Below are 13,215 nucleotides of genomic sequence, written 5' to 3'. Positions count from 1 at the left end.
AAGCACCCCAAGGAACGCTACGCATGGCTATCGAACTGCTGCCGCTGCCTTACGAGCTCAACGGCCTGGCGCCGCATATTTCCGCGGAAACGCTGGAATACCACTACGGCAAGCACCACCGCGCCTACGTCACCAACCTCAACATGCTGATCGCCGGCAGCGAACTCGAAAATCTGGAGCTGGAGGAGATCGTGCGCCGCGCCTCCGGCGCGATCTTCAACAACGCCGCGCAGGCCTGGAACCACAGCTTCTACTGGAACTCGATGAGCCCGCGCGGCGGCGGCGCGCCGCACGGCCTGCTGGCCGACCTGATCGCGCGCGACTTCGGTTCGCTCGACGCGTTCAAGGAAGCGTTCGCCAAGTCCGGCGCCGCGCAGTTCGGCTCGGGCTGGACCTGGCTGGTGCAGCGGCCGGAAGGCCAGCTGGCCATCGTCAACACCGCCAACGCCGATACGCCGCTGACCGGCGCCGACCGCCCGCTGCTGGTGGCCGACGTGTGGGAACACGCCTACTACATCGACTACCGCAACGCCCGCGCGAACTACCTGCAGGCGTTCTGGCAGCTGGTGCACTGGGAGTTCGCGGCCGACAACCTGGCCTGAGCGGCGCGCCGGGAAAACTACACACCAAGAAAACCACACGCTAAAAGAACCATAAGGTGCGGTCGCTACGCTCAGCCGTCGACCGCCACCTTGCCGGGACTTTGCGCATGAAAAAGCCGTCCATCCGCCTGCTGCCGCTGCTGCTCGCCGCCACCGTGCTGCCCGCGCTGGCCGCGCCTTCCGAAGCGCCGTATGCCGTCGCCGCGCGCCATGCGCTGGGCGGGCCGGGCGGCTGGGACTACCTCAGCCTCGATGCCGCCGCGCACCGCCTCTATATCGCCCGCGACGACCGGGTGATGGTGATGGATACCGCCAGCGGCAAGCTGGCCGGCGAAGTGGCCGGCATGCAGCATGCGCACGGCGTGGCCTTGTCGCCGTCCACGCACGAGGCCTTCGTCAGCAGCGGGCGCGGCGACGAAGTCACCGTGTTCGATACGCAGACGCTCAAAGTCACCCGGCATATCGCGGTCAGCGGCAAGAACCCGGATGCGATCCTGTTCGACAGCGCTTCCGGCCATCTGCTGACCATGAACGGCCGCAGCAACAACCTCAGCGTGATCGACGCGCAGGCCGGCAAGGAGCTGTCCACCGTCGCGCTGCCGGGCCGGCCGGAATTCGCGGTGGCCGACGGTAACGGCCTGCTGTATCTGAATCTGGAAGACAAGAACGCGCTGGCGCGCGTGGACCTCAAGGCCGGCAAGGTCACCGCGGTATGGGCGATGGCGCCGTGCGACGGGCCGACTGGCCTTGCGCTCGATGCGGCGCATGGACGCCTGTTCTCGGTATGCGACAACGGCTGGCTGATCGTCACCGACGCGCATGACGGCCACCAGGTGGCGAAGGTGGAGATGGGCAAGGGCCCCGACGCGGTGATCTACGATGCCGCGCGCCACACCGTGCTGGGTTCGGCGGGCGAGGACGGCGTGCTCAGCGTGGTGGCGCAGGACGATGCCGATCATTACCGCCTGCTCGGCAACCTGCCCACGCAGAAAAGCGCGCGCACCATGGTGCTGGATCCGTCCACCCACGAGGTCTATCTCGCCGCGGCGACAGCCAGCGGCAAGGGCAAGCCGGTGGAGGGCTTTCAGGTGCTGGTCGCCGCGCCGCACTGAGCGCGGCGCCATGGCCGGAGAGGGCGTCGCGGCATTATGATTCCGCTCATGCCCACGACCTCTCCCCCCGTGTTCCGCCCGGCCCTCGCGGCCGACGTTCCCGCCATCGTCGCCCTCGTCGAATCCGCCTACCGCGGCGATTCGGGCCGGCTCGGCTGGACCACCGAATCGGACCTGCTCGACGGCCGCCGCACCAATGTGGAAGGCGTGGCCGAGCTGCTGGTGCAGGCCGACAGCGTGGTGCTGCTGGCCGAGCGCGACGGCGAGCTGCTGGCCTGCTGCCACGTGGAGCGCCAGGGCGAGGCCGGCTATTTCGGCATGTTCGCGGTCAATCCGCTGCTGCAGAATGGCGGCATCGGCAAGGCCCTGCTGGCCGAGGCCGAGCGCCACGCGCGTGAGTGCTGGCAGTGCCTGGCCATGCGCATGACGGTGATCGAGCAGCGCGCGGAACTGATCGCCTGGTACGAGCGCCGCGGCTACCAGCGCACCGGCGAATACCGTCCGTTCCCCTACGGCGACGAGCGCTTCGGCATTCCACGCCGCGACGACCTGCGCTTCGAATGGCTGGTCAAGACGCTCGCCGGAGGCACGGCGTGAGCGAGGACGTCAGCGGCTGGACCTACGTTGGCACGCGCGCGGAACTGCTGCCCGGCGAGTTCAAGGTCGTGTACGACGAAGTCACCCAGGAACCGATCGCCATCTACAACATCGATGGCGAGCTCTACGCGGTGCAGGACCTGTGCACGCACGATGGCGGCGACCTCGCCGGCGGCGACGTGCATGGCTTCGAAGTGGAATGCCCGCGCCACGGCGCACGCTTCGACCTGCGTACCGGCGCGGCATTGTGCCCGCCGGCCTATGAGCCGATCGCGAAGTTTCCGGTACGCGAAGCCCTCGGCGGGATCTGGACGCGCGACGACCGCGAGTGAGGTTTACGCTTCGAAGCTGGCGTAGGTTGGGGTGAGCGCAGCGAACCCCAACGTTGCGCGGCGCTGCCAGGCATGGTGTTGGGGTTCGCTGCGCTCACCCCAACCTACGGCGTGAATACAACATGGGCGGCGACCGCGGATAAGCGCGTCCACGCCGCGCTGGCGTTTCTTTCATGCGCTCTTGTCCGCGCGCTGCCTAGCATGGGCCGACACTCCGCAGCAGGAGCAGCGATCCATGCGCGAACCCGACAGCTTCATGCTCGACCCGCACGACTGGGTGCCCAACCATCCGCGCCTGCCGGTGTTGATTTATCGCAGTGTGCTGGAAGCGATGGATGGCGAGGCCGCCGCCGCCGCGTTCGAGGCGATGTTCAGCCGCCACGGCTGGCCGCCGCGCTGGCGCAACGGCGTATACGGTTTCCATCACTACCACTCCACCGCGCACGAAGTGCTGGGTTTCGCCCGCGGTTCCGCGCGGCTGCTGCTGGGCGGCCCGGGTGCGCGCGAAGTGGATGTCGAGGCAGGCGACGTCGCGGTGCTGCCCGCCGGCACCGGGCACTGCAAGATGTCCGGCAGCGAGGATTTCCTGGTGGTCGGCGCGTATCCGCCGCAGCAGGATTGGGATATCTGCCGCGAGGCGGCCACGGACGTGATGCTGCACCGTATCGCGGCCTTGCCGTTTCCCGCGTCCGATCCGGTGCAGGGAAGCGATGGTGCGCTGACGCGCCTGTGGCAGCCGTCGGCCTGAACCTACGGCGCGAAGCGGTAGACCAGGGCCATCGAGCCGGTGAACTGGTCGGCCGTGCCGAAGCCGCGCACCAGCGGGCTGTCTTCCGCGTTGCCGAGCAGGCGCGCATAAGAGAGCGAGAACACCGTGGCCAGATGGCGGCCCAGCGGAATCAGACCGTCGTATTCCAGCCCCATCTGCTGGCTGCCGCCGCCCGGCTGCCACGGCGCCACGCCCAGCGCGGCGGCTTCCACCGCCGACAGGCCGAAGAAGCGGCGCATCGCCGGGCCGTTCATCCACTGCCATTGCAACTGCAGGCCGTGCTCGTAGCGGCCGATCGGCGGCAGCGCGGTAAAGGCGTACAGATTGAAATAAGCGCCGGCGCCCAGCGTGTCGTGCGCGGCATTCATGCCAACGTTCTGCGCTTCGCTGAAGTCGTATTCCGCATAGCCGCCCGCGTTGAGCCGCGGCGACAGCGAAGTGACCTTGCCGCCGAGCCGGCCGAGATCCTCGTGGCTGCGGCCCCACTGGTAGTTGCCGTACAGGCCGCCGTGCAGATGCTCGCCCATGATCAGGTCGAGCGTGGCGCCGTCGTCGGTGGACAGCGTGATGCGGTCGCCGAGCTTGGCCTGCACGTAGGGCGCGAGCTGGTCGCGGTGCGCGCGCGAACCCTGCCAGGCCGGCAGGCGGATAAAGCCGGCGCCGACCAGGTCGGCGTCGCTGGCCGAGGCGACGGCGTCGTCCGCGCGGCAGGGCGCGGCGATACCGAGCAGGGCGGCGCAGGCGGACGCCGCGAGCCAGCGGGCGAACGCACTCACGGCTGTTTCGGCTCCGCGTTCTTCGCGCCCGCATCGCCCGCGCTGAAACGCACCAGCACGCGCTGGCCGATGCGCGCCGAGGCCGGCGGCGGCTGGTCGAAGGCGAGCACGCATTCCACCGTGCGCGTGTTGGCGCGCACCAGTGGGTCGTCTTCCAGCGCGCTGGCGCCGAACACGGTACCGATGCGCAGCACGTGCGCACTGAGGTTGGGCATGCCGCTGCCGCTGTCGTCCACCACCTCGGCGCGCATGCCGGTGCTCACCGCGCGCACGAAGGATTCGTTGAGCTCGGCGCGCACCAGGCGCGGCTGCTCCGGCAGCAGCACGAAGGCCGGGCCGCCCTGCGGCGAAGCAGTGGCGCCGGGCTGGATCAGGCGCTGCACGATCTCGCCGTCCACCGGCGCCAGCAGGCTGCGCTGGGCCAGCTCGTAGCGCGCGCCGGCCAGCTTCTGCGCGGCCAGCGCGGCATTGGCGCGCGCATTGGTCAGCTCGCCCTGCAATTGCCGCGAGGCTTCGCGCGCATCGTCGGCGCTCTGCGCGTCACCGGCGCCGGCCTTGGCGGCGGCTTCCAGGCGCTCGGCGCGCTGGTCGGCGGCCTTCATGCGCGATTCGAGCAGGTCGGCCTGGGCCTGGGCCTGCTTCTGTTCCGCCTCGGCCGAAGTGACGGCGAGCTTCGACGGTTCGGTGTCGAGCATGGCCAGCAGCTGGCCCTTCTTCACACGGTCGCCTTCGTGCACCTTGATCTCGGCGACCACGCCGTCGCGCGGCATGCTCAGCTTGAGCAGGCCGCCTTCGATATCGATCTTGCCGCGCGCCACCGCGGCATACGGCGAGACGGCCGGCGCCGGTTTGCCGGTGTCGGCGTCGTCGCGCGAGCAGCCGGCCAGCGCGAGCGCGGCGGCGAGGGCGAGCAGGGGGAGGGAGCTCGAAAAGAGCGGGCGCGAACTCATGATGCGGATTCCTTGAGGCCCGGAACGGCGTCCGGCAGCGAGGGCTGGCTGCGGTCGCTGAGGATGCGGCCGTCCTCCATGGCGAGGACGCGGTCGGCATGGCCGACCAGGCGCGGATCGTGGCTGACGCACAGCACGGTGGTGCCGTGCGCGCGGGCGATGCGGTGCAGGATGTCGATGATGGTCTGGCCGTTGGCGGCGTCCAGCGCGCTGGTGGGCTCGTCGGCGAACAGCAGCTCCGGTTCCTTGGCCAGCGCGCGGGCGATCGCCACGCGCTGCTTCTCGCCGCCGGAGAGTTCCGACGGGCGCAGGCGCATGCGCGGACCCAGGCCCACTTCTTCCAGCGAGGCGATGGCGCGGCGGCGTGCTTCGTGCGGCGCCAGGCCGAGATAGCTCAGCGGCAGCTCCACCTGTTCCACCGCGTTGAGTGCGGGAAACAGGTTGAAGCCCTGGAACACGAAGCCGGTATGCAGCAGGCGGAAGCGTTCCAGCGCGCGGATGTCGAGCTGGCCCAGGTCCTGGCCCAGTGCGGTGACCCGGCCGCTGTCCGGACGCTGCAGGCCGCTGAGGATCGCCAGCAAGGTGCTCTTGCCACAGCCGGACGGGCCGGAAATCAGCGTGAGTTCGCCGGAGCGCATGTCCAGCGTGAGGTCGTGCAGCACGGTGCTGCGCACGCGGCCGGATTCGAACGATTTGCTGACGCCGCGCGCCTGCAGCGAGATGGTGGGGGAGGGCGTGCCCATGCTCATCGCAGCAGGCTCGCCGGATCGGCGCGGCGCAGGCTGCGCATCGCCGCCAGGCCCGACACGATGGCCAGGCCCATGCCCAGCAGCAGGCAGGCGGCCACGGTGATCGGGTCCAAGGCCACCGGCACGCTGCGGCTGCGCGCGAAGGCGAAGAAGATGCCGCCCAGCAGCGCGCTGCCGACCAGGCCGATCGCGCCCACCCAGAACGCCTGCTCCATCACCACTTTGCGCAGCGCGCCGACACCGACGCCGAGCGCGTTGAGCGTGGCGTATTCGCGCACCGAGCCGATCACCGCCGCGACCAGGGTCTGGCTGGTGATCACCGCGCCGACCAGGAATACGATGCCGGCCAGGAACAGCACGCCGGCGCCGGCGCCGGTGTCGAACATCCAGTAGAGCTGCGAGCGGCGGGCGAAATCGCGCGCGGTCCACACGTCGTAGCTGCCGAACGAGGTGGTGCCGCGCAGGCGCGCGGCCACCGCGGCGGCCTGGTCGGGGTCGTGCACCTTGGCCACGAAGTAGGTCATGCGGGTGGCATTGGCCGGGTCGGTATCGAGCTCGGCGGCGGTGGCCAGCGAGGCCACCACGTTGACGCCGCCCAGCGCGCGCAGGCCGCTGCTGACGCCGACCACGCGCACGCGGTGGCCGTTGATCACCGCCTTGTCGCCCACCTGCACGCCGAGGCTGCCGAGGTCGGCGCGATCGACGATCACCGCGCCGGGCTCGTTGAGGCGCGCGCGCAGCGCGGCGGGCAGGGCGTGCGCGAACATCATGCCGTCGGCGCGGGTGTCGATGCCGGAGACGAAGACGGACACGCCGCCGGTGTCGCTGGGGCCGCGCCAGTCGGCGTCGACCCAGTGGAAAGGCTCGACCTGGGTCACCGCCGGATCCATGCGCAGGCGCATTTCCACGCCGGCGTCGATCGGCCGTCCCAGGTTCACGCTCTGCGTGCCCGGGTAGCCGGCCCACAGGTCGGCGGAGGAGCCGGTGATGTACACGCTGGCGCTGCCGAAGATGCCCAGCACCAGGGCCGCCTGCAGCAGCTGCAGCAGGCCGGCGAAGCCGACCGCGAGGATGGCGGGCAGGAAGCGGCGCCATTCGTAGACCAGGGTCTTGCGGGCCAGCGCCACCATCAGTTGGTGCTCCGCGGCGGCGGGGGCGGCGGCATCGGCGCGCCGCCCAGGGCCTTGTAGAGCGAGACGTAGGCGAGGTCGCGCGCGGCGATCGCGCTGGCCAGTTCCAGCTCGGCGCGGTGGCCTTCGATCAGGCTGTCCTGCACGTCCAGCTTGCTGCCCAGGCCGAGCTCGGCGCGCTTGCGCACCGCGTCGCCGCCGCCGCGCGAGGCGTCGGCGGCCTGCTGCAGCGCCTGTTCGCGGCCGCGCAGCTGCTCCAGGTCGCCCAGCGCCACTTCGGTTTCGGCCACGCCCTGCAGCACGGCCTGGCGGTAGGCCAGCAGGGCGGCGTTGAGTTCGTGGTCCTTGGCGTGCGCCAAGGCCACGCGCTGGCCCCAGTCGAACAGCGGAATGTCGATGACCGGGCCGGCCGAGAAGATGCCTTCGTGGTTGCGCGCGCGGTGGTTGGTGGCGATGTTGATCGACCACTGGATCGACGAGCCGAAACCGATGTGCGGGTAAATGTCCTTGCGCGCCAGGCCCAGCTCGCCGGCGGCGCGCAGTACCTCGGCCTCGGCGCCGGCGATCTCCGGCCGCGCGCGCAGCAGGTCGGCCGGCGCGGCGGTGAGCTGCCAGGCGCCCAGGCGCGGCTGCGTGCCGGCTTCGAGCCAGGCCGGGTCGGGTTCGTTCTGGCCCAGCAGCACGGCCAGCTGCTGCGCGCTGGCGTTGATCGCCTGGCGCGGCTCGGACAGCGCGGCCTCGGCGCGGGCCAGCTCGGCCGACGCACGCGCCGCTTCCATGGGCGGCGCCAGCTTCAGGTCGACCCGGGTCTGCAGCAGGCGGGCCTTTTCCTGCTGCGCGTCGCGGATGCCCAGCAGCAGGGCTTCCTGGCGCTGCGCCGAGCGCAGTTCCACCCAGCGGCGGGTGACTTCGGCCACCAGCGAGACCTGGGCGCCGCGCAGCGCGGCCTGGGTGCCGTTGAGCTGGCCGTCGGCGACGCGCCTGCTGCTCTGCCAGGCGCCGAACAGCGGGAATTCCCAGCTGGCGTCGAAGCCGACCATGAAATAGGAGGCGCTGGTGTCCGGATTCACCACGTCATTGGTGCGCGCGTGGAGGTTGGGCAGGTAGCCGTCGCGCGAGTGGCCGTTGAGCTGGCGGGCCGCCTGCAGGCGTTCGGCGGCCTGGGCCACGTCGAGGTTGTTGGCCAGCGCGCGGTCGATCAGCCCGTCCAGCGCCGGATCGCCCAGCGCCTGCCACCAGCCGCGCAGGTCGGCTGCGGGCGGCGCCACGTTGGCGGGGGCGTTGCGCCAGGCCTCGGGCAGGGACGGTTTCAGCGCCGGCACGGGCGCGACCGAGCAACCGGCCAGCAAGGTACCGAGAAGCGCGCAAAGCAGCACCGGCGCGAGGCGTCCGATACGCGCGTTCGACGGTGGAATAGCGGTTGAGAACACGTCTTTCCCGGTCATCGGCGGAGGGTGGCTGCCTGGTCGCGGCCGCCTGGGAACCCGCGCCTGGCGGCCCGGCCGGGTGGGGCCGGCGAGCCAAGCCGTGCAGGGTATCGGCCTATGGTGACAGACAGCAATGGCATGAGCGGCGAGCATAACGTCCGGTGTCTTATGTTGGGCTTCGGATACAAGACTTCCGGCGGGGTGAATCCGGAAAGGGGGCCGAAAGGGGTGCACGCCTAAGGTTCAGGTATCGTGAACCCTGGAGTCACCGCGTGACGGCTTGGAACATCCTCTGCGACTTCGACGGCACCATTTCCGTCGAGGACGTGATCGACTCGCTGCTGGACCGTTTCGGCCGTCCCGGCTGGGAAGCGCTGGAGCAGGACTGGCGTGCGGGCCGCATCGGTTCGCGCGAGTGCATGAGCGGCCAGGTCGACCTGCTGGACATGAGCCGCGCGCAGCTGGACAAGCACCTGGAAGGCCTGTGGATCGACCACGCCTTTCCGGCCTTCGTCGCCAGGACGCGCGAGCTGGGTACGCCGATCCGCGTGGTCAGCGACGGCCTCGACTACGCCATCCACAAGATTCTCGGCCGCTACGGCCTGGACGACCTGCCGCTGGCCGCCAACCACCTGGCCCCGGCCGAGCCGCCGCGCCAGTGGCAGCTGACCTCGCCGTTCCAGGCCGAGGGTTGCCGCAGCGGCACCTGCAAGTGCGCCTGCGTGGCCCAGGCCCGCAGCGGCGGCGCCAAGACCCTGCTGATCGGCGACGGCGCCTCCGACTTCTGCGCGGCCGACCGCGTCGACTTCGTATTCGCCAAGCACCGCCTGATCGAGCATTGCCGCGCCGCCGGCATCCCCTACGTGCCGATCACCGGTTTCGAAGACGCGCTGGAGCTGCTGCCGCGTCTGCTCGATGGCAGCCTGCTCGCCGAGCATGCCCGTCCGGCGCCGGCCGTCGCCGCGGGCTGAGGCCCGCGGTTGCGCCCGTCATTGACTTAGCAAGACCCTGCCTTTCCCCATTCCGGATTTCTCGATGAACGCTTACGACCCCAACGCCGCCACCGGTGTGATTCCCGACGCGCAGCTGCTGGCCGACGAGGCCCAGTACAGCTCCTTCGGCGACACCGTGCACTATGTGGACCCGCCGAAGATCTTCCGCCACGGCCAGGGCAGCTGGATGTACGACACCGCCGGCGTGCCGTTCCTCGACCTGCAGATGTGGTACTCCGCGGTCAACTTCGGCTACGGCAACAAGCGCCTCAACGACACCTTGAAGGCGCAGATCGACACCCTGCCGCAGGTGGCCAGCCAGTACCTGCACCAGACCCGCATCGAGCTGGCCAAGACGATTGCCGTCGACGCGCAGCAGAAGTTCGGCCTGAAGGGCCGCGTGCACTTCAACGTGGGCGGCGCGCAGGCGGTCGAGGATTCGCTCAAGCTGGTGCGCAACTACAAGAACGGCAAGAGCCTGATGTTCGCCTTCGAGGGCGGCTACCACGGCCGCACGCTCGGCGCGTCGTCGATCACCTCCAGCTACCGCTACCGCCGCCGCTTCGGCCACTTCGGCGAGCGCGCGATGTTCATCCCGTTCCCGTATCCGTTCCGCCGCCCGAAGGGCATGACGCCGGAGGAATACTCCGACGCCTGCGTGCGCCAGTTCGAGCGCCTGTTCGAGACCGAATACAACGGCGTGTGGGACCCCAAGGTCAACCAGGCCGAATACGCCGCCTTCTACGTGGAGCCGATCCAGGGCACCGGCGGCTACGTCATTCCGCCGAAGAACTTCTTCAAGGACCTGAAGAAGGTGCTGGACAAGTACGGCATCCTGATGGTGGTCGACGAAATCCAGATGGGTTTCTGGCGCACCGGCAAGCTGTGGTCGATCGAGCACTTCGGCGTGACGCCGGACGTGATCGTGTTCGGCAAGGCACTGACCAACGGCCTGAATCCGCTGTCCGGCCTGTGGGCGCGCGAGGAGATGATCAATCCGGAGATCTTCCCGCCGGGCTCCACCCACTCCACCTTCAACTCCAACCCGCTCGGTACGTCGCTGGGCCTCGAAGTCATCAAGATGGGCTACGAGCTCGACTACGAGACCAACGTGGCGAAGAAGGGCGCGCACTTCCTGGACGCGCTGAAGGACCTGCAGAAGCGCCACAAGGAAATCGGCGACGTCGACGGTCTTGGCCTGGCGCTGCGCGCGGAAATCTGCACCGACGACGGCTTCACCCCGAACAAGGCGCTGCTGGACAAGATGGTCGACATCGGCCTGGCCGGCGACCTGGAGCACAACGGCAAGAAGATCGGCCTCGTGCTCGACGTGGGCGGCTGGTACAAGAACGTGATCACCTTCGCGCCCTCGCTGGACATCACGCACGAAGAGATCGACCTGGCCATCGCGCTGCTGGATCAGCTGCTGACCAAGGCCAAGAAGTCGATGTAAGGCTTTGCCGCCGCGGATGCGCCATGCGCGTCCGCGACGGTGGGTGAGAAGTTTTTTTGTCGATATTTCCCATGCAGGGGAAGCTGGCAAGCAAGGCGGCGCTTCGGTGCCGCCTTTTTTTGTGCGCGAGTGGACGCCTTATTTTCCATGGCGAGTTTTCTCGCTGAGAGCGATATGTGAATTCGTCCATCGCATGGGCGCGTTTTTACTAATTATCCGAATTCGCATTCGGTGAGCGGTTTTCTGATTTTTTCCCGTTCCTTTCCCACCTAGCATCGAGTCTCCACATGCGCCGGGATGCGCGGAGGGGCGCGATATCTGTTTCCACGGCGGGGTTGCACCGGTCCATCAAAAAGGCCGGATGTGGAGTTGTGCACGCTAATAACGGGAGATCTGGAATGAATGGGTTTTATCGCGCTTTTCGATATACAAGAAATACACGGAGCATGCTTGCGCCGGCACAGCGAGGGCAGGGAGACCGGCGAAGAGGTTTTCGGCAGCGACGGCGCCTTCCCTTGGCAGGGGCAGGCCTGTGGCTCATCGGGGCCGCGCTGGCAGCGCATGCGCCCGCTGGCCGCGCGAGGGAAATGCTCTATATCAACGACAACGACGACACCAGCTGCGGCGTGTTCAACGAATCCCTCGGCAGCCAGATAGCCAGCGCGGTCTGCAATATCGGCAGCCTTGCCGAGCTGCGCGCGCAGGGCGTGGTGGTCGGGGCGATGGTCGTCAACAGCAAGGGTACGTTCGTCAACGGCGGGCTTTCGATCGGCGGCGCGTTCGATGTGGGGTCGAACCAGATCCACGCCCTGCAGGCCGGCACCTTGGCCACCGACGCCGCCAATGTCGGCCAGCTGTCGCCGATGGTGGATGCGCTCGGCGGCGGAGCGAAGCTCGATACCTCCAGCGGTGCAGTGTCCGGTCCCGCCTATGTACTGGCCAATGGCGGCACGCGCACCACGGTAGGCGGTGCCTTGAGCGGGCTCGATGGCGCCATCACCGACAACAAGGACAACATCACCGGCTTGCAGAGCCTGATCGCGCAGGATGCGCTCAGCGGGACGATCCGCCTGGGCGGGACGCTGGGCGGCAACGCGGTCGACCTGTCCAGCAAGAGCGGCGGCAGGACGCAGACACGCCAGTTGACCGGCTTGTCCGAAGGCGCCCTGTCGAGCATCAGCACGGATGCGGTGACCGGCGCCCAGCTCCACGCCACCAATCAGAACGTCGCCGGCAACCGCAGCGACATCAGCCTGCTGCAGAACCGCATCGATAACGGCCTCGCCGGCCTGGTGCTGCAGGACGCAGCCACGCGAACCGTCACCGTGGCTGCCGCCAGCGATGGCGGCGCGGTCGACTTCACTGGCACCGACGGCGTGCGCGTGCTCAGCGGCGTCGCCGACGGCAAAGCTGATCATGATGCGGTGACGATCGCTCAATTGAAGGCGGTAGGCCTGGTCGGCCCGGAGGGCAACACGCTGGCCGCACTGCTGTACGACGACCTCGCGCTGGGCAGCGCCACCCTGGGCGGCACGCATGGCACGGTGATCCGCAATCTCGCGTCGGGCACGGTGGCGCTGGGCAGCATGGAGGCCGTCAACGGCGGCCAGCTCTACGACCTGCGGGTGGAGTTGGGCGATCAGATCGGCGTGTTGAATGGCCGCGTCGATACGCTCAACGTGAAAGTCGACGCGCTCCATCCGGTGCTGGTTAAGGACCCGGTTGCCGGGGGCAGGAACGAACCCGCCATCGCGCCGGGCACGGCACCTGGCAGTACCGCCGTCGGCGCCGGCGCCGGCGCTACCGGAAGCGGCAGCACCGCGGTGGGCACGGGCGCAAGCGCGACGGGTACCGACAGCACGGCGCTCGGCTCGAACAGCACCGCCAGCGGCAATGGTGCCGTGGCGGTAGGCGCCCACGCGGTGGCCGACCGCGACAACACCGTCTCGGTCGGCTCCGCCGGCAACGAGCGCCAGATCGCCAACGTGGCCGCCGGCACGGCGCGCACCGACGCGGCGAACTGGGGCCAGGTCCAGGACGCCGTGAGTGAAGTGCAGCACTGGGTGCGCGACCGCTTCCGGCAGGCGAGCCGGCTGGCCAATGCCGGTACGGCAGCGGCGCTGGCGGCGACCAACGTGCCGCAGGCCTATGCGCCCGATCAAAGCGCGCTAGGTGCTGGCATCGGCAGCTTCAAGGGACAGTCGGCGCTGGCGGTAGGCCTGTCGACGATCACGCCGGGCGGCCGCTGGGTGTTCAAAGGCAGCTTGAGCGGCAATACGCAGGGTGATGTCGGTGTGGGCATGGGCGCGGCGATGACCTGGTAGCC

Annotated in this window: 13 protein-coding genes; 8 read left to right on the top strand and 5 right to left on the bottom strand. The window is 69.0% G+C overall.

The window, feature by feature from the left end; genetic code table 11:
- Positions 1-23 precede the first annotated feature (23 nt).
- From FHW84_RS00390 to FHW84_RS00370, 5 genes are all read left to right on the top strand, one after another.
- Entirely contained in the window at positions 24-602 is a 579-nt protein-coding gene (locus tag FHW84_RS00390; protein WP_167252154.1) for a Fe-Mn family superoxide dismutase, read from the top strand.
- A gap of 107 nt (positions 603-709) precedes the next feature.
- The gene (locus FHW84_RS00385) at positions 710-1,714 is read left to right on the top strand and encodes a YncE family protein (protein WP_167252153.1); all 1,005 of its coding nucleotides are present in this window, start codon (positions 710-712) and stop codon (positions 1,712-1,714) included.
- A gap of 48 nt (positions 1,715-1,762) precedes the next feature.
- Complete coding sequence (locus FHW84_RS00380; protein ID WP_167252152.1) at positions 1,763-2,311, top strand: GNAT family N-acetyltransferase; 549 nt, start codon at positions 1,763-1,765, stop codon at positions 2,309-2,311.
- Positions 2,308-2,643 carry a non-heme iron oxygenase ferredoxin subunit gene (locus FHW84_RS00375; protein ID WP_343203544.1) on the top strand — a complete coding sequence of 112 codons (336 nt, stop codon included), beginning with the start codon at positions 2,308-2,310 and terminating at the stop codon, positions 2,641-2,643. Before FHW84_RS00380 ends, FHW84_RS00375 begins: the two co-directional genes overlap by 4 nt.
- Positions 2,644-2,878: 235 nt before the next feature.
- On the top strand, positions 2,879-3,391 hold the full coding sequence (locus FHW84_RS00370) for a cupin domain-containing protein (RefSeq protein WP_167252150.1): 513 nt from the start codon (positions 2,879-2,881) through the stop codon (positions 3,389-3,391).
- A 2-nt stretch (positions 3,392-3,393) separates the two neighbouring features.
- On the opposite strand, the gene FHW84_RS00365 is transcribed toward FHW84_RS00370, so the two are convergent.
- Genes FHW84_RS00365 through FHW84_RS00345 form a run of 5 tightly spaced genes read right to left on the bottom strand, consistent with a single transcriptional unit; the run spans position 3,394 to position 8,447 of the window.
- Entirely contained in the window at positions 3,394-4,188 is a 795-nt protein-coding gene (locus FHW84_RS00365) for a MipA/OmpV family protein (protein WP_167252149.1), read from the bottom strand.
- The gene (locus tag FHW84_RS00360) at positions 4,185-5,138 is read right to left on the bottom strand and encodes an HlyD family efflux transporter periplasmic adaptor subunit (RefSeq protein ID WP_167252148.1); all 954 of its coding nucleotides are present in this window, start codon (positions 5,136-5,138) and stop codon (positions 4,185-4,187) included. The genes FHW84_RS00365 and FHW84_RS00360 overlap by 4 nt, the downstream gene beginning before the upstream one ends.
- On the bottom strand, positions 5,135-5,881 hold the full coding sequence (locus FHW84_RS00355) for an ABC transporter ATP-binding protein (protein ID WP_208399561.1): 747 nt from the start codon (positions 5,879-5,881) through the stop codon (positions 5,135-5,137). The genes FHW84_RS00360 and FHW84_RS00355 overlap by 4 nt, the downstream gene beginning before the upstream one ends.
- 2 nt (positions 5,882-5,883) lie before the next feature.
- Positions 5,884-7,017 carry an FtsX-like permease family protein gene (locus FHW84_RS00350; RefSeq protein WP_167252146.1) on the bottom strand — a complete coding sequence of 378 codons (1,134 nt, stop codon included), beginning with the start codon at positions 7,015-7,017 and terminating at the stop codon, positions 5,884-5,886.
- Entirely contained in the window at positions 7,017-8,447 is a 1,431-nt protein-coding gene (locus FHW84_RS00345) for a TolC family protein (RefSeq protein WP_343203543.1), read from the bottom strand. The genes FHW84_RS00350 and FHW84_RS00345 overlap by 1 nt, the downstream gene beginning before the upstream one ends.
- Before the next feature lie 269 nt (positions 8,448-8,716).
- Here FHW84_RS00345 and FHW84_RS00340 point away from each other — a divergent pair, with 269 nt between their 5' ends.
- From FHW84_RS00340 to FHW84_RS00330, 3 genes are all read left to right on the top strand, one after another.
- Positions 8,717-9,415, top strand: coding sequence for an MtnX-like HAD-IB family phosphatase (locus FHW84_RS00340; RefSeq protein WP_167252144.1), 699 nt, complete (start codon positions 8,717-8,719; stop codon positions 9,413-9,415).
- A gap of 64 nt (positions 9,416-9,479) precedes the next feature.
- Positions 9,480-10,889, top strand: a complete 1,410-nt coding sequence (locus FHW84_RS00335; protein ID WP_167252143.1) for an aminotransferase class III-fold pyridoxal phosphate-dependent enzyme — start codon at positions 9,480-9,482, stop codon at positions 10,887-10,889.
- Positions 10,890-11,476: 587 nt separating this feature from the next.
- Positions 11,477-13,213, top strand: coding sequence for a YadA-like family protein (locus FHW84_RS00330; RefSeq protein ID WP_167252142.1), 1,737 nt, complete (start codon positions 11,477-11,479; stop codon positions 13,211-13,213).
- The last annotated feature ends 2 nt before the right edge of the window (positions 13,214-13,215 follow it).

Source organism: Dyella sp. SG562 (assembly GCF_011759495.1).
Lineage (GTDB): Bacteria > Pseudomonadota > Gammaproteobacteria > Xanthomonadales > Rhodanobacteraceae > Dyella_D > Dyella_D marensis.
The sequence above is the reverse complement of the archived record's forward strand: the minus strand, read 5'-3'. Positions and strand labels throughout refer to the sequence as shown.